Origin of the sequence: Vulcanisaeta sp. JCM 14467, assembly GCF_001316245.1 — an archaeon.
Taxonomy (GTDB): Archaea; Thermoproteota; Thermoprotei; order Thermoproteales; family Thermocladiaceae; genus Vulcanisaeta.
In genome coordinates, this window is record NZ_BBDM01000014.1 from 54,457 (window position 1) to 76,018 (window position 21,562).

Sequence of the window (21,562 nt, forward strand, 5' to 3'; positions counted from 1 at the left end):
GTAAATTACGAATTCAACGTTATGCCTTAATCATGGACGTAAATAAACCGATCATGCCCAACCCTCTTTACGAAGCCATACCTCATAAACTGCACAACCTCACCATTAGCCACTTGCTCCACGGCTGGTTCCGCAAGCCCCGCATCCTCAATAAGCTTCAAATCTTCAGGCCGTAAAACCCTTATTGGCAATCCATTGGGTGGTACCCATTGAATTATTGGTGCATTGACCCTCCTCGCACTCTCGAGATCCCTACTATGCACCCGCGCAATTAATTGACCCTCGCCCTTACTAGCTACCTCGATGTTTATGAGCTCCATCAACCTAATTACCGAGCCGACGCCAGCCTTGTCATAGTCTGATCTGCCTATGAAGACCATTACCTTATCATCGACTGGTTTCAGGGTTATTGTCCTAAACCCACGCTCCGGGTATGATGGGTGCATTGGTAACTTGGCCGTTAATTCCTCGGTGATCCCCTCAATGATTACCTTCACCGGGTCTATCACTGCCATGTACCTATTCGCCCTTGGTTCAATAATCTTCCTATTCTCTGCGAATAGGTTTGCCGAGGATATTGTGGCATCTGTCGGCTTGACACCAACCTGGAGTATCACGTTCCAAATGGCCTCGGGCTGAATACCCCTATTCCTGAGCCCCGCCAGTGTTGGTAGCCTTATATCGTCCCACTTAATGCCCAGAGACTTGAGCTTGGTCTTGCTTAGTGTCATGCCCACGATCTTTAACCTACCGAAGTGTATGGCCTCGGGTTGTTCCCAACCCATGTGCTTAAAGATAAATGACTGTTTAACCGTGTTCACGGAGTGTTCCTGGGCCCTAAGTATGTGGGTTATGCCCATTAAATGGTCGTCGACAGACACGGAGAAGTTATACGTTGGCCAAACAATGTATTTAGAGCCAACCCTCGGGTGTGGGTACTTAGTCGTGTCTATGATCCTCATGGCAACCCAGTCCCTAACACTCGGGTCCGGGTGCTGCAAATCAGTCTTTATCACCATGATGGCCTCACCCTCCCCATAGCGTCCCTCAAGCATCCTATCAAAGAGCTCAAGGTTAATGCTTGGGTCAGCATCCCTATTCCTGCACGGCTTACCTGTTGCCTTAGACCTCTTCCAATCATCTGGTGTGCATTCCGTGTCCTTTGCGGCAACGTATGCGCCACCCCTCTCAATAATTTTCTTGGCAATGTCGTAGTAAATCCCCATTCTATCCGACTGTACGTACTCCTCATCCACTTGATACCGAGCCATCTCAGGTCCTCCTTAATCGCATCGTAAGCCTCAGGAAGCGGTCTCTTCGTCCTTGGGTCAGTATCCTCAAACCTAAGTATGAACTTCGCCTTCCTACCCAAGCCCTCATACTTCAGCTTATAGGCGTAGTTTATTATGGCTGGCCTGGCACTGCCAGGTGGAGTACGAAGTCTGGGTTTGGTGCGAATCTTAGTGTTATCACCTCGTACTTACTATCATTGGGTAGTGGTGGTAGGTCCTCAATCCCCTTCCTATACGACTCAACTCTCCTCTCGCCAAGGGCCTCGGGCCACCTACTCATTAGTAAATTCCTCTGCTCATCAAGACTCAGGGAGTTCACGTAATCAACCACCTCCTTAACAATCTGGGCAACCTCCTTAGCCATTGACCTAAGTGACGGGTCCTCAGCGAATACCTTAGAAATGACGGCATTCATACTTGCCTTTCCATTAAACTTCACGGCATTAACCAACGCATGCTTCAGGGCAATGTCCCTAATCCTATCCCTATCCATGGGCATGTTAATCAATTAAGCAATATTTTTTTAAGCATACGCTAGGCAACCATACTATGAGCAGGGTATCCCTACTCATAGGTCCAATCAAACAGTTAGTCACTGCTAAATCCATGCCCTGGAGGTATGGGGATCCCGTGCTAATACTTGAGGACGCCGGTATTGCGGTTGATGGTGATAAAATAGTCGATGTTGGGTCGTGGGACTCTATAGGTAAGAAGTACGAGGCTAAGTGCCGAGTACCTGCTGAAGGGTCCCTAGTGACGGCGGGTCTCGTGGATCCTCACACGCACTTACTCTTTGCTGGTTCCAGGGAGGATGAGCTTGAGCTGAAGCTTGAGGGTGTTTCGTATGAGGAAATACTCAGGAGGGGCGGCGGTATTTACAGGACCGTTAGCGCCACTGTCGGTGCATCGGATGACGAGCTCAGGAAGATACTACTCAATAGGTTATTTGAGGTCGCCAAGTACGGCACAACCACGATAGAGGTTAAGAGCGGCTATGGAATTGACCCAGCCCAGGAAATTCGGCTACTTAGGATAATCAATGATTCAATGAGTAAAGCACCCATCGATGTTGTGCCCACATACCTAGTCCATGTACCGCCCAGGGACATGGGTAGGAGGGAGTATGTAAGTGCCGTTGTTAAGTCCCTTAACGAGGCGAGAGGTTTGGCTAGGTTTGTCGATGTGTTTTGTGATGAGGGTGCATTCACGGTTGAGGAAACCCGGGAAATACTTAGGGAGGCTTCCAGGTTGGGCTTTGGGCTTAGGATTCATGCTGATGAGATCGCCTACATAGGGTGTAGCGACTTAGCTGGAGAGTTCAGTATGGCATCGCTTGACCACCTACTTAACCTGCCGGAGAAGAACGTAAAGGTAATCGCTGAGAGGGGTTCGGTGGCAACGTTACTACCCATAACCGTATTATCACTAATGAGTGGCAAGAAACCACCAATTAGGGCATTGAAGGAAGCCAGGGTACCCATTGCACTTGGTTCGGACTTCAGTCCAAACTCCTGGTCCCTGAGCATGCAGTACGCCATGGAGTTGGCCACGTACTTATTCGGCATGACGCCCATGGAGGTCCTAATGGCATCCACAGTAAATGCGGCCTATAGCCTAGGTCTTAGGGACAGGGGTATTCTACAGCCTGGTTACCTGGCCGACATAGTGATTTGGGACGTGCCAAACTATAGGTGGTTGAGTTATGAGTTGGGTAGGAATAAGATACTCGCCGTTATTAAGGGCGGTTCTGTGCTTGAGTCGACGCCTGCGGGCGTTATGATTAATAAGGAATGTACTCCTTGAAAACTTTATTTACTAATTCCTCAAGCCATTAATGACCATTGATGGGCGTAAACCTGGACCCTGATGAGGAGTACGTGGTAATGCCGTTGAGCATCCTCGAGAGGATCCTTAGGTATGCAATGGTTGTTTGCCAGGAACATTGCCCAGCCGGTAGGGATCCAGCCACATGCCCATACATAGTCAACCTAACTAGGCAGGTTGGGTTAAGTCCGCCACCCTGCATTAACGACTATGGTGAGTATAGACCAGAGACGTTTAGGGTATTGATTAAGGACCTGGAGCGTAAGTATGGCATGGGGATTGAGGATTTCGTGAATATGGTCAGGAGGAGGAAGCCCAGAAGCCTTGAGGAGCAGACAGACTTCATGGAAGCAACGTTCTACCTTGGCGTGCTCAGGGAATTGAGCAACATGAGGAGCATCTATATTACGAGGGGCTCAAACATAAGCATTAGGGAGGCTGTCGTGGTTAAGTAGTGATTACTAGCAATGAGAGTGAGGCTAGACTCGTTATTAGGAATAGCAGTAATACATCACGAACAATCTCCTTCTCCGTCTTCGGCCTTCTCATTACCATCAGCTTGACTAAGGTAATTGGTGATCCAGGTACTTTATTTGCGTGGATAACACCGTCATTGACGATTACCGGCCTCTTCAGGGTTTCCCTGGGCTTGAAGCCCCTCGCCGTTATTACTATTAGGAAGCCATTGACTATGTACGGGAGTGCGGATATAACGCCCTGAGTCCCAGCGTTATAAAGCACCATGAATGCACCCATCATCGCGCCAAGCGCGTAGCTACCAACGTTACCATTGAAGACCTTGGCAGGGTACCAATTGAAGATGGCTAGTGGTAGTACGGTGAGTATGAGTATTAACATTGCTGGTAGGGCATAGCTGAAACCTGCCATGTATGAGATGAATCCACTAACCGCTATTATCATTATTGTTGATGTTGGGACTATACCATTCATCACATCAAGCATGTTGACTGCGTTGGCCATTACGGTGACCGCAAGCATTGAGAGAAATGCAACAACGAAGAAGTTATGGACGTGACCAATCAGGAGTATGTATATGTAGCCGTGAACAACCACGGGTATTATCAACGACGGCACCAATGGTAGGAAGACCCTAACACTAACGGGTAAGCCCCTGAGATCATCGACAAGCCCTATCAAGCCCACTGTTAAGGTCACAAGGCCAAGTGCGAGTAGTCTTGCGTCGTTGATTAAGTACGCCATTAACGTGACGATACCCATGGCAATTAGTATGGAGGCACCGCCAATCTTAGGCACCAAGACCCTGTACGGCTTATGGGCATCCGGCGCCAGCAATTTTGGGTTTCTCAACCTGGATATTGCGTATACCGTAATGAGTGAAGCTACGAAGGATACTACAGCAATTAACACGTAATTCAGATAGGCATTCATAGATTTCGCCTAAACCAATCAATCGTAGCCCTCAACCCACTCACCAGGTCGTACTTAGGTTTGAAGCCGAGGATCCTCATGGCTTTGCTAACATCTGGATAACTCCTAAATGGCTCGGCAGTCTTCGGTTGCACATTGATTTTTGAGTTCGAGCCAACCAACTTAACAATTATCTTGGCTAGGTCCAGTATTGATGTCTCAACACCAAGCCCAATATTGAAGGCCTGCCCAACAGCCTCATCCTTCCTGAGCGCCAGCTCTGTGGCGTCGCAGAGGTCCTCCACGTAGAGGAAGTCCGTGGTATCAACACCACCATTATTCACCACCAGGTCCTCGCCCCTCAGCGCCCTGGCTATGAATATACCAACAACACCATTATCATATGGTCCGTAGGGCTTCCACAGCCTGAATATCGTCACGGGGACCCCATGAACGACATGGTAAGACATCGATACCGCCTCAGCCGCAACCTTACTCCAGCCATAACCCTCAAAGGGCCTTAACGGGTCATCCTCAGTGACTGGCAACTTAGCGGGCTTTCCATAGACATTCGATGTTGAGTAAAGCAAGAACCTAGCATTCAACACCCTCGCGAGCTCTAGCATGTTTATTGTGCCAACAACATTGACATCAAGGCCCTTAAGCGCTCCCGCATTTGTAAATGACCTTGGGTTTGGATATGCGGCCAGGTGAATAATTGCGTCAAAGCCCTCCTTAGAGAGATTAATTACATCATCCTCCTCGTTATATCGATCACGTAATCCGTAGACTCCGCCTTAACTATGTCCAAGCCCCTGACCTCGTGACCCCTAGTCTCATGCAATTAACTATGTTCCTGCCCAGGAATCCCGAGGAACCAGTCACTAAAATCTTCATCGAACCACCGACTACAGGTTTGCCTTAATATTAATTACCCACTGAAGTCTTACCTGCCCTCAACTGTGAGTCTCCTTATCTCATTTATTATGAGCGTAGTTGGATCCTCCATCCTGTTCAGTATGGAGCTCGTATCAACACGCTCATTGTCTGCCTTAAGAATTGAGTCAAGCACCACCAGGCAATCTTCATCAACACATCTATAAAGTGGTAATCCCTTACTCATCAGATAATCATCGATGTAATAATGCTGAGGGAAGTAACTAATGGCCGGTGTACCAAGTAATGCGGCCTCATGGGCCATCGTTGAGCCACCTGTTATCACCAGTCTTGCGTGCCATGATAGATCAAGACCATCCAGCTTCATGTTTCTCGGTATTATTAACTTACCAAGCTTGAGAAAAAGCCCTAACTCGGACTTTATCAATTCCTCCTGGTATGGATACCTCGGGAACATCACCACGTAATACCCTCTCTCAAGAACCTTCCTAGCCATCCTAATTAATAGCCGTGATTTATCACCATAACCATAGTAGGAAGCTCTTGCCTCCTCAAACCTAATGACGACAAACTCCTTACTCCTAAGCCCAAGCTTGTTAATAGAGTCACCAGTTGGTTTGAACCTATTTACCCACATGAGCTCAAAAACACCGTCAAATGCCCTGACCTTATCAATCTCAGCACTGGGTATGTACTTGGCCCACTCACTCATTGGTATTGCTGAGGGCACTATTACTGTGCTGGCCAATGGCAGGGTCAGCTTATTAACGAAGTACGAATGGGCAGTATCCGTTAACGCTATTATTGGCTTACCAAGACCAAAGGCAACCCTAACGGCATCCGGCGACGTCAACGATACATGAACATCAAAGTCCCTAACCACATCAAGCAATGCCAACTGCCTCTCAATACCCCTTAGCAACTTCTCCCTAGGCTCTCACCATGATAGCCAACGCACTCATAATGCAGGTTAAACATGTCTAAAACCTCCTCCACATAATCGTACTTCCTACACGTTATTACAAAGTCTATACCACTCCTCCTACCCTCCATGCTAAGCACGGCGGCAATCCTAGCTGCTTAGCCGTTAATGCATCAAACCATGCCTTAATAACCATTACTTAAAGACGCAGTTAATAGGTATATTTTAACTTTCAGGTTTAATGCGACGACCACCAACAAGACTTACGTATTCACCTAACTTTACACACTTATCGACCTCCTCAAGCACGCCCCTAGGTAGGTTTATGGAAACCACTGCTATGTTTAGGCTGACCTTCCGCGATATTCGCACCGCCCACGAATATCCTCAACGGGGTCCTAGAAAGAGGCGATCCACAGACTGGACAATGATAACCCCAATACCTGAGTACCTCATCGATGCTCTTGAGCTGGTGGTCGTTGTAAAATACGAAGCCGCATGAATGGCACTTAATTATAATCGGCATCATGAATGCTCATCGTAATTATTTTATAAAAGTTACTACCATTATTCCACATATGTTACTGATATTTTACAAGTATTATATAAATAACATGCATAGGATATCTCACTGATTAAGCCAATTAGTAATCACTCATGGATGCCCATGGTTAAGCCGGTATATGCATAAACTAACCCGTCGAGCTCGTCAAGTGTTAAGTATGGATACCTAGTTCTAAATACATCCTTCTTCCCATAAGCCATATCCTCATTAACAACCCTAATCTTAACATCAACATCCCTTAATGACTTCACGAAATCCCTAACAAGTCCCGATACGCCGGGGCTCGTACCAATTATTAAATTTATACTTGACCGCCTAGCCAGTCTCCTTATCATCCTAATGAGCCTTACGAAGCTGAGTGTTACGTGGATTAAGGGCACATCATTCGCAAGTATAATGGCGCCACACCTAGAATTACCAATGTCAACCCCAACATTCAATTCATTAAGGCCTAACCCATTAATTACCGATTCAATTAAGTCATCAACACTCGAACCACTTAGTACCATTACCCTGGGACAACGAACTAAATCCGCCATATACCTCTCGACAATCACGAAATCAAGCCCCAGGCAATCCCCCTCGCTACCAACGTACCTTAACGCGACGTGTTCAGGAAAGACGAGTTTCCTAAGTAGGTTCCAGGTGGATGACCTACCGGCAAAGCCGAGTTTAAAGCCATCCACTGGGCTTATGTGAAACTAAAGACATTATAAATCTTACATGTCAGATTAGGTATATGGAGGTTGTGCCAATAGCCGAGGAGAGCCTTGGGGTTAGGTCAATGGCAATGTTTGTGAGGACGAGGGATCTATCAATACTCCTGGACCCTGGGATCAGCCTATCGCCAAATAGGTACGGCTTACCGCCACATCCCCGTGAGTTGGAGAGGGTTAGGGCTCTGAGGAGTGTTCTGGAGAAGTATGCGGAGGAGACTAATTACGTGTTCATAAGCCACTACCACAGGGACCACTTCACAGTACCGTACCAAAGCATTTACATGGGTACGACAAACGATAGTTACAGGAAGGTATACAGTGGTAAGGTTGTGCTTATGAAGTCGCCAGATGATGAGAACTGGAGCCAGAGGAGGAGGTATTACGGGTTAAGGAGAGCCATTGAGGGTATTGCGAAGGAGTTGGTGTTTGTGGACGGTAAGGAGTTCAATATAGGCTCAACGAGGCTCGTTATATCGCAGTCACTGCCGCATGGTGAGGAAAACGCTAGGACGGGTAGGGTGGTGGCAATCACGATAATCGAGGATGATGAAACATTAACCTTCATGCCGGATGTTGAGGGGCCGGTCTCGCAATCAGCCATTGACTATGTCATGAGTATGAAACCTAAAACATTAGTGGTTGGCGGGCCACCGCTGTATCTATCAAGGAGGGGTTTTGGCGAGGAATACGTGAGTAACGCCTTAAGGAATCTCACGGCAATTCTAAGGGCGGGATTCCTCAATAGGTTAATCATAGCCCATCACACGTTGAGGGATTTGGATTGGAGGAATAAATTGAGGGCGTTATTCGAGGAGGCAAGTAGATTGGGAGTTTCGGTAATGACGTATGCGGGGCTGCTTAACCGTGAGGATGAATTGCTCGAGGCAATGAGGAGGGAGTTATACGCGAGGGAGCCGCCACCCAGGGATTACCTAGTGCAGTTCAGGAGGGTTAGGGATGAGGGTGAGGATTGATTATCTTAACCTAGCCCTAGTCAGTGGGTGCTTGGTCTGCCATGAGTAGCGCCTAATCCTCTTAGACCTACCCCAGCCACAGGCTGCGCAGTAGCCCTTGACAGGGTTATACGCGTGCCTACCACACCTAGGGCATCTAATGTGTGTCCAGCCCCTATTCATCTTACCAAAGCTTGGCGTACCCTTAACCATACATTGACCACGTTAAGTCCACTGCTTTATAACTTTTGCCGCCTCAACCTAATTAACACGATTTGCAACGCTTTTTATCCTAATTCTATCACCAATTTACCAATAGCATGAGCAATACTGAAATTACAGAGACAAGGATTAGAGAAGCCGTCACTCAATGCCTTAATTACGTGGGTATTCCCATTGATAAATGCCTACTCCGTATTTATAATTGCAAAAACGTTAGTAATGCCCATTACGCCGGCGTTTACGTATTCTTTGATGAATCCACGATATACTACGTTGGCGAGACCGACGACATTGCGCGTAGGTTATCAAGAGAACACTGTGCAGTGCATATAGGTGGTTCCGAGGGTGTTGTTAGGTTCCTAATGTATTACCTAGACCACATCTGTGACTTAAGGGCTGAGTGGGAAAGATTAAGTGTGAGGGACAGGGAGGAATTCGTTAAAGGAGTCCTAAGGAGATTAATTCATGGCCTTGGGATATTCGTGGTAATGTGCGATGATTTGAAGGATGAGACTCACGGTGGTAAGATGGTAAGGAGCAAGCTTGAGGAGTGCTTAATTGAGAAGTTAAATCCTGCATTAAATCCTATAAAGGGGTAGGTGATTTTATTCCTGTATGAGTAAATTACCGCTTGAGGGTATTAAAGTAATTGATTTGACGCATTCCGCAGCTGGGCCATTTGCGACTTACTTGGTGATTTGGGCGCTGAGGTTGTTAAGGTTGAGTCTCCCGAGGGTGATATGACTAAGTCGTGGGGTCACGTGATTGGGGATGGGGTCAGTACGTATTACCTGGCCATGAATAGGAATAAGCATGTGATTAAGCTTGAGTGTATGTGTATACGAAGGAGGAGTTCACGGTTAAGTGTATCTCATTAAATACGTTGATGGTAGCCCTCCGCCGCATCCTTACCGGTCGTCTCGTTAATTATCCTAAACCTATACCTAATCGCCCTGGTCCTGACCTCGTCAAGCCACAGTTCAACAACGGCCGCATCACCCTACGTAGTGGTGCCGTGTATGTTATGAAGAGTTCTCTTCGTGGCGCGATTGAGTGATAATGAAGAATACCATTCATTCTATAGAAGTCTTCCTCAGCCCGCTCCACGAGCCTTAGGAATGATGTGAAGTGGGCGATGCCGGCCGCGTCTGTGTCGACCCAGTAGATATAGTACTTAGCCTTAAATGGCATTTAGTAATAATTACTTAATTATTAACTTATTAAGTATTAACTTGAAGCAGGGGTATGGACTGCGTGCCGGTGCATGTTATTAATGAGGTGATTGATAAATTCAGGGATGCATATGCGATATACGTTTATGGCGGCTCCCTTGATTGTAGTGGTGGCGATATCGATATCGCCGTATTCACAGAAAAAAGTGCCTGGGGAAGTCCCTAGGGTTGGAGATAACGTGGACTTACAAGTCTTTAAGGAACCCCGCAATACCCTGTTCTTCGTCTACGTAATCAAGACTGGCCGATTAATTTATGGGCGCCCCCTCGACATCGACGTGGACTCAGCAATTAGGCATGAGTTGGAGTTGATTGATGAGAGGGAGTTCCTGTTTTTAAACAGTGATGATGAGGTGGTGGCCTGTAAATCCCTTAAGGAGTTATTGTTCTTACTCGCTGCAATTAAGTGCGGGATTAATGAGTCGAGTAATTGGTATAGGATGGTTAAGTGTCTCGGTAGTCTCGGCATAAACGTACCCATTGAGTTCAAGCACTGCCTAAACCCGCCGGATGTGGATACGCTTAGGAACGTGGGTAAGCCCGTGTTGGAGAAGGTCATGCAGGGGCTCAGAACTATTAAGCGGAACCACATCGCTGGGACTTATAGTAATCCCTTTTAAGTTGGCAGTTAATTATTACCCATGGTTTGGTTATTGATTAGCATTTCGAGGGATAGACCAGGGCTTCTTAATGATATTACGGGCATGATTAGGTCTCGGAACTTGAATATAAGGAATATCGTGGGTAATAGCTATGCGATACTCATTGAGGTTGATGGTGAGGTAAGCAACGAATTAATGAATGCTATTGCCGGCGTCGATGGGGTTAATACGGTGAATGTACTGGACCTACCATTCACGGTGCTTGGCTTTGTCCAGGAGAATTTCATGAGGGCATTGGTGTTTTACGTAATGGAAAGGGATCCCGAACTCATTGAGCGGCTTGGCTATGAGTATGGTAAGGAGTTAATGAGATTCATGTTAAGTTCAATGAAGGACTTTAGGGATGCCCTATACTCCTCACTGAGGATACTCACTGCCCTTGGTGTCATAGCCCTAGTCAATGTTCAGTTCATGCCTGGTAGAACCGTGATATCAATAGCAAGGTCCTTCGACGATGATATCGGTATGCCAATGACGAAGGGATAATCAGAGGTTTATTCGAGACTTTAGGCAATGTTAGGCGCAACGTTAAAATTGAGAAGAGGGATTTTTATCGTGATATAATAATTACGTGATGAAAATCCTCACGTGGATGACATAAATTCATCCTTGAACCTATCCCTAAGTATTTTCTTATCTATTTTTCCCGTACTTGTCTTTGGTAGTTCGGCCTCGACTATTATAACTTTATCCGGTATCCACCACTTCGGTATCTCGCCCCTCTCCACGAATTGCGTCAGGTAGTTCTTAATATCGTCTTCCGTAACCCGTTGACCCAACTTTGGTACAATTATCGCTATTGGCCTTTCGCCCCATTTTGGATGGGGAGCTCCAATTACCGCCACTTCACCAACAGCGGGATGGGTACTGATGATGCTTTCTAACTTAACGCTTGATATCCATTCACCACCGCTCTTGATTACATCCTTGAGTCTATCAACTATTATCACGTAGCCGTCAGGTAGCCAAACCGCTACATCTCCTGTGTGGAACCAGCCGTTGCGCCATGCGTTCTTCGTCTTCTCAGGATCATTCAGGTACTCCCTGGCTACCCATGGGGACCAAACCACTAATTCACCCATTGACTTACCATCCTTAGGCACATCCCTATCCTGCTCATCAACAACACGCAACTGAACAAGCGGTATGGGCAAGCCAGTCCTAAGCACTATCTGTTTCTTCTCATCCTCGGTAAGGTTCAGATGCTCAGGCCTTAGATAAGCCATTGTTAGTACGGGAGCGGTTTCGGTCATTCCATAACCAGAGGCAATGTTAATTCCTCTAGTCTTTGCGGCATTATAGAGTCCCTCGGGCATTGCGGAACCGCCGTTACCAAACCTTAACCCGCTTAGGTCGTATTTCTGTGAGTCAGGGTGGGTAAGGAGTAGGTATAGTATTGTTGGTACACCACCCGTGTATGTGACCTTCTCCTCATGTATTAACCTGAGTATGTGGCCCCAATCATACCTACCCGGCAGTACGTACTTCCTAGTGCCCGAAAGCATTACCACGTATGGTGTTCCCCAGCCGTGAACGTGGAATAACGGTATTAATGGCATGGAAACATCTTTAATGCTAACATTATACGGTGGGTAACTCAATGCTATTGTCACTGACATTGCATGGAGCATTAACTGCCTATGGGTGAAGTAAACACCCTTTGGTGGGCCGGTGGTCCCTGATGTGAATAGCATTGTTGCCGGTGTTCTTTCGTCGATTTCTGGGAATTCCCTGAGTGGTTCGTGCTTGAGTAGGTCCTCGTAAGGAATCATCTTAACACCATAATCCTGACCCGGCGACTTACCCCTATCACTCATGTAGATGACGAGTTTTATTGTCTTAATATTGTCCAGGATAGGCTTTATGAATGGTTCAAAGTCATCAATATTTATTATCAAGGTGTCTGGCTTTGCTATATTTAATATGTACATTATTTCGTGCGGTGCTAACCTAATGTTTACTGTGAATAATGTGGCGCCTATTGATGGTATTGCATAGAATAAATCAACATACCTAAGGGTATCCCACTCCATGACAGCAATCTTGGAGCCAAATTCCCATGGCTTACCCGGTTGCATACCTAGATCCATTAGTGCTGCTGCCACCCTGCGAACCCTATCAGCAAATTGAGCAAAGGTCACCGAAACCCTAGAACCACCAGGAGGCCAATAAACAACCTCATTATTAGGAAAGGCGTATGAGGCCCAGGTAAGTATTTTATCAACTGTCAATGGATAGTCTCTAAATCCAGTGATTTCCTTGACTTCTTTGGCTTCTTTCTGTACCTGTTCTTTCTGTTCTTTTTTTACCACCTTTCCAAAGCTTTAATTTTTTTCATGCGTTGTCGATTGTAAAATTATTTATAAATGTTGGTATTAAATAACCTATAAATATATTAGGTATTACTATATTTTTCTATGAAATATGCTTCATTACCCTGGTTCATGCCATTATTTAATAATGGTTAGATAATATCTTTCTATCTCTCCTTTTTAAGCTATTGAAAGGCATTACTATTTTTAATTGGAATTCTACCTCTATCAATTAATGTGATTTACCTCTTGGGCAGGTATACATTACTTCCTATAGCCAATTCCATGGCATCTATAAAGAGTTCTGTAAAAACAGGGTGTGAAAATACGAGTTCCTTCATCTCATCGAGGGTTAAACCCTTCTTAATGGCTATTACCGCCATATTAACAATCTCCGAGGCCCACGGCCCAGCCATGTGAAAACCAACAATCCTCTTACTAGCCCTATCAGCCACAATCTTTGTCCAGCCATAGGGTTTATTATATGCAATGGCCCTGTAATTTATGGCATTCGGCATCTTAGTAACGATGTATCTAGGATCATCCTTACTTGCCACAGCACCCACGGAGGCTACCTCAGGGTCTGAAAACACCACCATGGGTATTAAATCATAGTCAATCCTTGAATTCAGACCCGCCGCATTCTCGGCGGCGACGATTCCCTGAACCTTAGCCACACTGGCTAGCATGTACTTACCCGTCACGTCACCCGCCGCGTATATGTTGGGTATGTTTGTCCTCGCGTGGTTATCGACCACGACGGCGCCATTCTTAACCTCAACACCAACATCCTCAAGGTTAAGCCCCTCAGTATTCGGAACCCTACCAACGGCAACTAAGACCTTATCAACCTTAACTGTCTCGCCACTGGATAAACGAACAAGCTTATTGTCAGGATCCACCTCCGTCACGGACGTCTTAACCCTAACATCAATTCCATACATCTCCCTCATGATTCTATTGGCAAGATAATCACCTAGCTCTGGGTCTGGGAATGTCGGTAATAACCTATCCATTACTTCAACAATAATAACCCTAGAACCAAGCTTGTGAAGCAGCGTCCCCAACTCAACGCCTATTGCCCCACCACCCACAATCAATATGCTTTCTGGAATTGAATCAAGGGAGAAAAACTCATCGCTAGTTATGACGAAGCCCCTCTTCAACCCCTGTTCTATACCCTTTATTACTGGTATCTTGGGTTTAGAACCAGTCGCTATTAATATATTCTTAGTCTCGATTACTGAGTCGCCGACTTTAACGGAGCTTGACGATGCTAATCTAGCCTCACCGAACAGGACTTTAATGCCCCAACTCGGGAATACCCTAAACATGTACCACGCATTTATCTGATTAATTAATTGATCCTTGGCCTTAAACATCACCTTTGCATCAAGTTTTACATTGGCAACCAGCCCCTCACCGGCAGGTACTTACTTAATTCATGGTAATGATCAGCTATGTATATTAATTTCTTCGTTGGCACACAACCAACGTTCACGCATGTTCCGCCCGGCCTATCCCTGTTCTTCTCTATAATCAACACCTTAAGCCCCAACTGCGCAGCGCGTACTGCAGCGTCAGCACCCGCAGTTCCCAAGCCTATGATTACGAGGTCCCACTTCGTGCTCTCGGCCTCTTTGCCCGTGATCTCAACACTCATTTAGAACCACCCAGTAATGACCTTAGGGTTATCTCCACAGACTTCCTAACAATGACTGTGCACTTCTTCCTCTGTTCAGGTGATACCAGGTCAAACCTGGGGTTTAGGTCTTTACAGTTTGGCGACCCAAACATGTTCACGAACTGCTTATAAACATCCGCAACCTTATTATGAAGCTCAATGTGATGCGCTATGAATGGCTCATTAACCTGCTTACCACTCTTCTCCTCATCTATCTTCCTCTTCATGTAGATGCTCACGGCTGCTATGGAAGCCCACAGGGCGCCACAGAGGTGTCCAGAACCACTTAAGCCACCTGCAAAGCCTATTGATGCGGCTAATAATTCGGGTGATGCCTTAATGTTTAGTGCTTCGAGTAGAGCTACGAAGGGTGAGTATGCGCAGTTCTCCGTCTCGATAAGCAATTGTGTAGCCCTTTCCTTGGCGTTCCTAATCAATTTCTCAAGTTCCTCATTATCCACCGCCACCACCCCTCTCCTTCCTTATCCTCTCATCAATTTCCTTGAGGAACCTATCGTATAGGTGCCCAATCACTGGTATGGAGTTAAAATCAACCCTATAGAATATGCTGGGCATTGGTGGGTAAACTATGAAGTTCGACTTGTTCTGTTCCTTAAGTGCATCAATAATATCGCCCAATAGGCTCGCTGGGGTGACAAAGAGCATTTCATAATCCTCCACATGCCCAACAATCCTATCGCCATAACCAGGTAATGCAAGCCTTGGCTTGCCGGTGAGGATTGTCTCAACAACAGCCGTGTCTGAACCAGCCTTACCACTGGCGCTCAATGTGACCTTCTCACCACTAACGTAAACATAAGCAGTGACTAACTTCACCATTTGGCCAGGTGTTCCATAAATCATCACGACCTGAGGCTCGTAGATAACATTATCCAGGGGCATTGTTAGTAATGCCTTATACTTACCCACTGGTAGCCTTGGTAAGCTATTGTCGAGCGCCTTACCAGCCTCTTTCGTCCTTGTGTAGAGACCGTAACTAAGACTACCATCGAGGAAATAGTCAGGCGGTTCGGCAAACCCAAATATTATTATTTCACCAGGGCATGCCATATCCTCCAACGTAGCCGCCATGCCCATGTCATAATACCTAGCCGCGGCGGTCATCTGGCAAAATGTCAACTTCCTACGGAAATGCCTGAGAGGTCGAAACACACTAATACCAGCCTCGTCGGGGTCCCTATCAATTAATGCAACACCAACGGGCTTCGTTCTCAACCTAAGTATTTCCATCAAATCATTTGAATAACGTCTATACCTCTCAAGAAGTTCTTGAGAACTTATGGCCATTAGTGATAAATCATTTAATAGTTTATAAATAATATAGGTATATAATTTATATATTTACCGTATTTCATATAATTTATGTCTAATACTTGGGTGTTCTTCTACGGTGATAGGAATGGCATAGTCAGCGCGAATTCCTGACTATTGAATACTCATTGGTGTTTTAGACTGTAAAAGGTAAGGCTATATGCATTGCCTATAAAATACTCATCAACTTTCACACTCTTTTAGAACAACCATGCTAAACTAATTTTCCACAATATATTGTGAACATTTAATTAACTATTAATTAACTGTATACAACGTTAAAGATTTTTCTTTCTTATCACATTAGAAAATAGGGCATTTGGTTGGGGGTAAATTATGAGTAATTGAGTATAGATATCTCTTACCATTGTAAACATAAAAACACGATAAAAGTTAAATAATTTACTTATTTCCTCTACGTGATATGCGTTCAGCGTTCTTTACACCAGCCGTAATCTCAAGCTTTTTTGAGGCGCATGTGGTATCAGAGAATGGAGAGCCAATACTCGATCCCTTACGAGTAGGGGCAAGGGGTGGTGGAATGGCGATTACGGCTGGTATCAAAACATATGTAAGGGTTGAGCCCAAGAGTGGCCCTATATCTATTGAGGTGAGGATTAATGGTGAGCCTAGCGATGCGAGGACTACGAGGGCTGCCGTGTCTATGGTTCTTGAGAGATTTGGAATAACAGATGGGCTGCGTGTAATAGTGTCACATAGACTTGATGTGCCGACGGGTGCTGGTTTTGGGACGAGTGCCTCAGGGGCAATGGGTGCCGCGCTTGCCCTCTCTGCCGCACTTGGAAAGCCACTGCCTATAGTGGAGGCTTCGAGAATAGCGCATGTGGCGGACGTGGTCTCTTTAACGGGTCTAGGCACGGCCGAGGGATTGGTGGCCGGTGGTATTGGGCTAGTGACCGAGCCGGGTGCGCTTTGGATAGGCAGGTTCGAACGAATTCCATTTAACCGCTCACTTTACGTGGTCTCGCTATACTTTGGCCCAATTGAAAAGTCGAGTGTCCTAAAATCCCCAGACATATTAGAGCGTGTGAATAAGGTGGGGGCTGAGACCATGCGTCGTGTAATGGCTAATCCAAGACCTGAGACATTACTACGTGAAGCTAGGCGCTTTGCAGAGTTATCCGGGATTGGGGATCACGAGTTGCTCTCCATAGCTGATGAAATGACTGCAGCCGGAGCAATTGGCGCCACTCAGAATATGATTGGGAAAGCCGTGCATGCGGTTGTTCATAAGAAGCGCCTTCCTGCCGTAGTGAAGGTAGCGTCAGAATATGGCGGCTCTTTAATAGTATCTAGGATTTATGATGGAGGACCAAAGCCCCTGGTAATGGTGTGAGGTAGGCCTATGTGCGCCACAAGGCTTAACAAGGTTCAGTGGGGTATTGTCTTAGCCGCCTGGGCTGGGTGGCTCCTTGATGGTTACGTCTCAATAGCCTATGCCCTAGCTGCATCGATAATAAGCCGCTCTTCTTCCAAGTCTCAACCCACTGGCAGCTTATAGCAACCTATCTGGGGTTCGCCGCCAATGGTGTTGCCAGACCATTAGGAAGTGCCATCTTTGGGAATTACCTAGGAGATAAGTTGGGGCGAAGGACTATGTTGGTTATTACAATCATGGGTTTCTCCATCTTGGGCGCCTTAAGGTCGGTACTTCCTACTTATGCCCAAGCCGGCTTGTTGGCGCCAGCTTACTATTTATGATACTTTTCATAGAGGGTTTATTCGCTGGTGCTGAGTATGGTGGTGGTACTGCATTGAGTATGGAATCCGTACCGCCAGAGAAAAGGGGAATAATCGGATCCTTTGTCCAAAGCGGATTTGGAACTGGTTATTTCATTGTGGCATTGGTTTTCAGCGCCCTTTCAACCTATTTTGGCTCATCAATGACCTACATAGGATGGCGTGTCCTCTTTGCAACATCCATCATACCGGGGCTAATAGCTCTTGTTCTCAGGCTTTCCATTCCGGAGTCACCAGTATTCGAGGATATGAAGAAAGTTGGGCAAGTGGAGAGGGTACCGCTGGCCCGACTTATAAGAGAGTCTGGGCGCGATCTAATGATGGCGCTCATGATAACCACCGGGCTCCTCGCTGTAAATGGAATAACCTTCTCCCTTTACCCAACTATTCTAACGAAGTACGCAAACATTGGCGAAACTGAGATGGGCCTTATAGTGGCAATTGTGAATTTGGTCTCCCTTTTCGGTGTATGGTTTGGTGGGTCACTGGTTACTTACTTGATAAAGGGACGTAAATTAGCGATTTTAGTTTACACAATAGCATTTGCGGCCATTATATATCCCACTTCCCTCGCAGTGTTGTATGGAGGCTGGGCAGGCGCATTGATTGGCGCTGGCGTGCAGGCATTTGTTGAGGCCATGATCTTTGCCCCACTACCTGCATTCCTCTCTGAGGTCTTTAGTAAAAGATATAGGGCATCAGGTGTGGGCGTGGCGTACAATGGTGGGTTAATAGTGGGTTCCTTTGCAATACCAATCACGCTAGCCATTTCTGGGTATCTCGGGTTCCTAACTGCCTGGGTGTTAACGATGTTTATATGGACTGTGCTTATACTAATTGGGATTTCGTTCTCAAGGGAAACGTGGGTCTCAGAGGACCTCATACTTAAATAACCTATGTTTCCGAAAATACCTCTTGACTTATGTATTTCTCCAACAATTGCTTAAAGGGAATTACCACATCCCAGCACTACGGTTGTTTCTTTCGAGACGTATCCTGGTAATAGACCCTAAGTTATGCCGTATGAAATGCTTATAAAGCCCAGCACTAACCGTGCTTGATGCCTAGGGTATTCGATATTGGTAGGGTTTGCGTTAAGGTGGCTGGCAGGGAGGCTGGTAGGAAGTGTGTCATTGTGGATATTAAGGATGAGAACTTCGTAATAATAACGGGGCCCAAGTCCCTGACCGGCGTTAAGAGGAGGGCGGTCAACGTTAAGCATATCGAGCCGACCGAGTACAAGGTAAATATTAAGAAGGGCGCCAGTGATGAGGAGGTTCTCAAGGCAATTGAGGAGCTAACCTGATCGATTACATGAAGCAGGTTGTTAAGCCGAAGCTGTCAATGGTGCCAACACAACAGTGAGGTCAGTCGGTTCATCCTCTTCATCAATCCCGTTATCGGGGCTCACTCATCACCTAAGGATTAAGTCATTTCTCGGCTATTTATCTTTAATTCTATAATTCCATATTGATTAACTACCTAGAGAAATTCTTTGACCTCGCTTGGGTCCTTCGCATGCTCAGCGGCGACTCTCTCATTCAATTCAACGCCAAGACCCGGCCTCTTTGGTGGCGTTATGTAGCCCTCCTTAATGATCATGCCCTCCTTAACCATGTCAGGCCACCAGGGTAAGTCTATGGCGTGCCACTCAATGGCTATGAAATCCCCTATCGTTGCCGCCACGTGGGCGTTAGCCATGGTACCTATTGGGCTTGATATGTTATGTATTGCGACGGGTATGTAATACTCCTCGGCCAGGTAGGCTATCTTCTTCATCTCAAGCAGGCCGCCAAGTCTCTGGACGTCTGGGTGTATTATGTCCGTAGCCCCCTTCTCAATCAACTCCCTGAACTGCGATAACCTGTAAAGCTTCTCGCCAGTGGCTATGGGCACGGGCGACTTCAGCCTCACCTCCCTCATGGCATCAATATTCTCCGGCGGTACTGGGTCCTCGAACCAAAAGACATCGTACTTAGCCAACTCCCTGGCTATGGCTATAGCCGTCGGCACACTAAATGCCCAGTGCCCATCAATCATTATGTCAACGTCATACTTAACAGCATCCCTGACGCCGCCTATGAATGAGGTTACGAACTTAACAATCCTCATGCCGAAGGTCCTGTCAAACTCAGTCTCCATCATGTTCTCCGGCACGTCAACATCAAACTTTATGTACCTAAATCCCATGCCTATAGCCTCCCTAGCCCTCCTTACGTAATTCTCAACGTTATAAGCCACCTCGGTGCTGGCGAGCTCAACCCACCTCTTGCCACCTGTCTCAATAATGCCAGCGCCTGCATGTAGGTCGGCGTAGACGGCCACCCTATCCCTGACCTTACCACCGAGCAGTTCATAAACCGGCAAACCCGTTAACTTACCCTTCAAGTCCCAAAGCGCCGTTTCTAAGCCACTAATTGCGTTATTAACCACGCCCCACTCGGAATTTGGTATGTGCTTCCTAATGAGCCTTAGCAGGTACTCAACATTAACTTCCTTACCCCTAATCAACTCCTCAGCCCTCTTCAACACCTCCTTAATCCCAGGACCCCTATGGCACTCTCCATAGCCGATAAGCCCATTACTAAGCTCAACCTTGACTATGGGCCACTCGAAATTCCCCATAACTGTCAATACCCTAACAGACTTAATAGTTGGTTCACTCATACTCAGCTGCCCAATGTATTAATCTTTAATAAGTAATAAGTATTTCATTGGCAGGTAAAGCATTAATAAGTCATTGTGTGTTTAAGTGTATGGAGGTTAATATCATAGGTTTGATAGATAACACGTACCTGAGGCCTTATGGTTCGACTAGGGAGATAGAGGCGTTAATAGAGGATACGGCTAGGTACGGTGCCCATTCAATAACGATTAACCCAGTATTCCTTAGGTATGCCAGGGAGTACATGGCCCGTAAGGGCTATAAGTTCAAGGTGGTTGCCGTCGTTGACTTTCCATTTGGCGCAGGTACCACGGAGACTAGGGTCGACGCCGTAAAACGCTACTCGCAGTACGCGGATGAACTCGACATAGTGGCTCCAATAGGCCTTGTCAAGTCTGGGCTTTGGAGTGAGGTTGAGTATGACATCAATGCCGTGGTTGAGACGGCCCATAGGGAGGGTAAGGTCATTAAGATCATCGTTGAGGACGCCTACACAACCAGGAGGAGAAGCTGGAGCTCTACAGGATTGTGATGCAGTCCGGGGCTGACTTCATAAAGACGAGCACGGGATTTGAGGAGAAGGACTATGCGGAGAAGCTCGGTAATAAGACCGGTGCCCAGATCGAAAACGTCAAATTAATGGCTGAGTTGTCCAGGAAATATAACCCAAGGATTGGGATTAAGGTTGCAGGTGGCGTGAGGACTTACCAGCAGGCCCTTGAGCTGATGAGGCGGCCGAGAGGGAACCTGACCCAATGAGGTTTAGGATCGGCACTAGCCACATGATGAGTATTATCGAGAGCATGAGGGGCATCCACTAGTCGATAGCGAGAAAATTTATAAAATGAGTAAAAATGCCAAGCACCAAATGTCTGAGGAAAACACGGAAAAGGCGACTGAGGAGGTTCAGGGAGAGGCACAACCAACCCAACCAGCGCCACAACCAACGCAGTTACCTGAGATAAAGCCAACTCAGGTTAGTGGGGCTAGGAAGCTTAGGTGGGGTATTGCCTATGTTTACTCTAGCTATAATAACACGATCATAATAATCACGGACTTAACAGGCGCTGAGACCGTGGCAAGGGTTAGTGGTGGCCAGATGGTTAAGGCCGATAGGGATAAGCCAAGCCC

Annotated in this window: 26 protein-coding genes and 3 pseudogenes; 14 read left to right on the forward strand and 15 right to left on the reverse strand. The window is 46.5% G+C overall.

Annotation, left to right across the window (positions count from 1 at the left end; all coding sequences use genetic code 11):
* Positions 1 to 26 precede the first annotated feature (26 nt).
* Positions 27 to 1,791, reverse strand: a pseudogene (locus tag JCM14467_RS12030) (glutamate--tRNA ligase).
* A gap of 50 nt (positions 1,792 to 1,841) precedes the next feature.
* Between JCM14467_RS12030 and hutI the strand changes: the two are divergent.
* Both hutI and JCM14467_RS12040 read left to right on the forward strand, forming a co-directional pair.
* A complete protein-coding gene (gene hutI / locus JCM14467_RS12035) occupies positions 1,842 to 3,095 on the forward strand; it encodes an imidazolonepropionase (RefSeq protein ID WP_054850323.1) in 1,254 nt (417 codons plus the stop codon).
* A gap of 41 nt (positions 3,096 to 3,136) precedes the next feature.
* Entirely contained in the window at positions 3,137 to 3,571 is a 435-nt protein-coding gene (locus tag JCM14467_RS12040; RefSeq protein WP_054850324.1) for a hypothetical protein, read from the forward strand.
* On the opposite strand, the gene JCM14467_RS12045 is transcribed toward JCM14467_RS12040, so the two are convergent.
* From JCM14467_RS12045 to JCM14467_RS12060, 6 genes are all read right to left on the reverse strand, one after another.
* Complete coding sequence (locus JCM14467_RS12045; RefSeq protein ID WP_054850325.1) at positions 3,564 to 4,526, reverse strand: glycosyl hydrolase family 4; 963 nt, start codon at positions 4,524 to 4,526, stop codon at positions 3,564 to 3,566. The genes JCM14467_RS12040 and JCM14467_RS12045 overlap by 8 nt on opposite strands.
* Positions 4,523 to 5,254 (reverse strand): NAD-dependent epimerase/dehydratase family protein, encoded by a 732-nt coding sequence (locus tag JCM14467_RS12050; protein ID WP_342765552.1) that lies wholly within the window; start codon positions 5,252 to 5,254, stop codon positions 4,523 to 4,525. Before JCM14467_RS12050 ends, JCM14467_RS12045 begins: the two co-directional genes overlap by 4 nt.
* Positions 5,255 to 5,451: 197 nt before the next feature.
* A complete protein-coding gene (locus JCM14467_RS12055) occupies positions 5,452 to 6,324 on the reverse strand; it encodes a DUF354 domain-containing protein (RefSeq protein ID WP_252901540.1) in 873 nt (290 codons plus the stop codon).
* Positions 6,318 to 6,455: a DUF354 domain-containing protein gene (locus tag JCM14467_RS18380; protein WP_252901557.1), complete on the reverse strand. Its 138-nt coding sequence runs from the start codon at positions 6,453 to 6,455 to the stop codon at positions 6,318 to 6,320. The genes JCM14467_RS12055 and JCM14467_RS18380 overlap by 7 nt, the downstream gene beginning before the upstream one ends.
* A 94-nt stretch (positions 6,456 to 6,549) precedes the next feature.
* Positions 6,550 to 6,696 (reverse strand): hypothetical protein, encoded by a 147-nt coding sequence (locus JCM14467_RS18385; RefSeq protein WP_252901541.1) that lies wholly within the window; start codon positions 6,694 to 6,696, stop codon positions 6,550 to 6,552.
* Between the two features lie 279 nt (positions 6,697 to 6,975).
* Positions 6,976 to 7,575: a hypothetical protein gene (locus JCM14467_RS12060; protein ID WP_054850326.1), complete on the reverse strand. Its 600-nt coding sequence runs from the start codon at positions 7,573 to 7,575 to the stop codon at positions 6,976 to 6,978.
* 53 nt (positions 7,576 to 7,628) lie between these two features.
* Between JCM14467_RS12060 and JCM14467_RS12065 the strand changes: the two genes are divergently transcribed.
* Positions 7,629 to 8,582 (forward strand): hypothetical protein, encoded by a 954-nt coding sequence (locus JCM14467_RS12065; RefSeq protein ID WP_054850327.1) that lies wholly within the window; start codon positions 7,629 to 7,631, stop codon positions 8,580 to 8,582.
* Here the strand turns inward: JCM14467_RS12065 and JCM14467_RS12070 are convergent, their stop codons facing one another.
* Positions 8,583 to 8,774 (reverse strand): 50S ribosomal protein L37e, encoded by a 192-nt coding sequence (locus tag JCM14467_RS12070; RefSeq protein ID WP_054850328.1) that lies wholly within the window; start codon positions 8,772 to 8,774, stop codon positions 8,583 to 8,585.
* Positions 8,775 to 8,881: 107 nt separating this feature from the next.
* On the opposite strand from JCM14467_RS12070, the gene JCM14467_RS12075 reads away from it, so the two are divergent.
* Both JCM14467_RS12075 and JCM14467_RS18390 read left to right on the forward strand, forming a co-directional pair.
* Positions 8,882 to 9,382, forward strand: a complete 501-nt coding sequence (locus tag JCM14467_RS12075; protein ID WP_054850329.1) for a GIY-YIG nuclease family protein — start codon at positions 8,882 to 8,884, stop codon at positions 9,380 to 9,382.
* A gap of 99 nt (positions 9,383 to 9,481) precedes the next feature.
* Entirely contained in the window at positions 9,482 to 9,661 is a 180-nt protein-coding gene (locus tag JCM14467_RS18390) for a CoA transferase (RefSeq protein ID WP_252901542.1), read from the forward strand.
* A 49-nt stretch (positions 9,662 to 9,710) separates the two neighbouring features.
* Here JCM14467_RS18390 and JCM14467_RS12080 read toward each other — a convergent pair whose 3' ends face one another.
* A complete protein-coding gene (locus JCM14467_RS12080) occupies positions 9,711 to 9,974 on the reverse strand; it encodes a hypothetical protein (RefSeq protein WP_252901543.1) in 264 nt (87 codons plus the stop codon).
* A 54-nt stretch (positions 9,975 to 10,028) separates the two neighbouring features.
* On the opposite strand from JCM14467_RS12080, the gene JCM14467_RS18395 reads away from it, so the two are divergent.
* Genes JCM14467_RS18395 through JCM14467_RS12090 form a run of 3 tightly spaced genes read left to right on the forward strand, consistent with a single transcriptional unit; the run spans position 10,029 to position 11,163 of the window.
* A complete protein-coding gene (locus JCM14467_RS18395; RefSeq protein WP_252901544.1) occupies positions 10,029 to 10,181 on the forward strand; it encodes a hypothetical protein in 153 nt (50 codons plus the stop codon).
* A 13-nt stretch (positions 10,182 to 10,194) separates the two neighbouring features.
* The gene (locus JCM14467_RS12085; RefSeq protein ID WP_252901545.1) at positions 10,195 to 10,635 is read left to right on the forward strand and encodes a hypothetical protein; all 441 of its coding nucleotides are present in this window, start codon (positions 10,195 to 10,197) and stop codon (positions 10,633 to 10,635) included.
* Between the two features lie 21 nt (positions 10,636 to 10,656).
* On the forward strand, positions 10,657 to 11,163 hold the full coding sequence (locus tag JCM14467_RS12090; RefSeq protein ID WP_252901546.1) for an amino acid-binding protein: 507 nt from the start codon (positions 10,657 to 10,659) through the stop codon (positions 11,161 to 11,163).
* 98 nt (positions 11,164 to 11,261) lie between these two features.
* On the opposite strand, the gene JCM14467_RS12095 is transcribed toward JCM14467_RS12090, so the two are convergent.
* From JCM14467_RS12095 to JCM14467_RS12115, 5 genes are all read right to left on the reverse strand, one after another.
* A complete protein-coding gene (locus JCM14467_RS12095) occupies positions 11,262 to 12,989 on the reverse strand; it encodes a long-chain-fatty-acid--CoA ligase (RefSeq protein WP_444823193.1) in 1,728 nt (575 codons plus the stop codon).
* Between the two features lie 242 nt (positions 12,990 to 13,231).
* Positions 13,232 to 14,371 carry a dihydrolipoyl dehydrogenase family protein gene (locus JCM14467_RS12100; protein ID WP_054850331.1) on the reverse strand — a complete coding sequence of 380 codons (1,140 nt, stop codon included), beginning with the start codon at positions 14,369 to 14,371 and terminating at the stop codon, positions 13,232 to 13,234.
* Positions 14,372 to 14,388: 17 nt separating this feature from the next.
* The gene (locus tag JCM14467_RS12105; protein ID WP_054850332.1) at positions 14,389 to 14,652 is read right to left on the reverse strand and encodes an FAD-dependent oxidoreductase; all 264 of its coding nucleotides are present in this window, start codon (positions 14,650 to 14,652) and stop codon (positions 14,389 to 14,391) included.
* Positions 14,649 to 15,140: a C-GCAxxG-C-C family (seleno)protein gene (locus JCM14467_RS12110; RefSeq protein ID WP_252901547.1), complete on the reverse strand. Its 492-nt coding sequence runs from the start codon at positions 15,138 to 15,140 to the stop codon at positions 14,649 to 14,651. Before JCM14467_RS12110 ends, JCM14467_RS12105 begins: the two co-directional genes overlap by 4 nt.
* Positions 15,127 to 15,981: a DUF169 domain-containing protein gene (locus tag JCM14467_RS12115; RefSeq protein ID WP_054850334.1), complete on the reverse strand. Its 855-nt coding sequence runs from the start codon at positions 15,979 to 15,981 to the stop codon at positions 15,127 to 15,129. The genes JCM14467_RS12110 and JCM14467_RS12115 overlap by 14 nt, the downstream gene beginning before the upstream one ends.
* A 448-nt stretch (positions 15,982 to 16,429) precedes the next feature.
* Between JCM14467_RS12115 and JCM14467_RS12120 the strand changes: the two genes are divergently transcribed.
* The 3 genes and pseudogenes from JCM14467_RS12120 (at position 16,430) to JCM14467_RS12130 (ending at position 19,131) form a co-directional block, all read left to right on the forward strand.
* Positions 16,430 to 17,362 carry a GHMP family kinase ATP-binding protein gene (locus JCM14467_RS12120; RefSeq protein ID WP_054850335.1) on the forward strand — a complete coding sequence of 311 codons (933 nt, stop codon included), beginning with the start codon at positions 16,430 to 16,432 and terminating at the stop codon, positions 17,360 to 17,362.
* Between the two features lie 9 nt (positions 17,363 to 17,371).
* Positions 17,372 to 18,659, forward strand: a pseudogene (locus JCM14467_RS12125) (MFS transporter).
* Positions 18,660 to 18,826: 167 nt separating this feature from the next.
* Positions 18,827 to 19,131, forward strand: a pseudogene (locus JCM14467_RS12130) (50S ribosomal protein L14e).
* A gap of 117 nt (positions 19,132 to 19,248) precedes the next feature.
* Here the strand turns inward: JCM14467_RS12130 and JCM14467_RS12135 are convergent.
* The gene (locus JCM14467_RS12135; protein WP_054850336.1) at positions 19,249 to 20,433 is read right to left on the reverse strand and encodes a mandelate racemase/muconate lactonizing enzyme family protein; all 1,185 of its coding nucleotides are present in this window, start codon (positions 20,431 to 20,433) and stop codon (positions 19,249 to 19,251) included.
* Positions 20,434 to 20,522: 89 nt separating this feature from the next.
* Between JCM14467_RS12135 and JCM14467_RS18405 the strand changes: the two genes are divergently transcribed.
* The 3 genes from JCM14467_RS18405 to rpsK all read left to right on the forward strand — a co-directional run.
* Entirely contained in the window at positions 20,523 to 20,963 is a 441-nt protein-coding gene (locus tag JCM14467_RS18405; RefSeq protein ID WP_252901550.1) for a hypothetical protein, read from the forward strand.
* Entirely contained in the window at positions 20,960 to 21,190 is a 231-nt protein-coding gene (locus JCM14467_RS18410) for a hypothetical protein (protein ID WP_252901551.1), read from the forward strand. The genes JCM14467_RS18405 and JCM14467_RS18410 overlap by 4 nt, the downstream gene beginning before the upstream one ends.
* A 109-nt stretch (positions 21,191 to 21,299) precedes the next feature.
* The coding region (gene rpsK, locus JCM14467_RS18415) for a 30S ribosomal protein S11 (protein WP_252901552.1) at positions 21,300 to 21,562 on the forward strand (263 nt) is incomplete at its 3' end.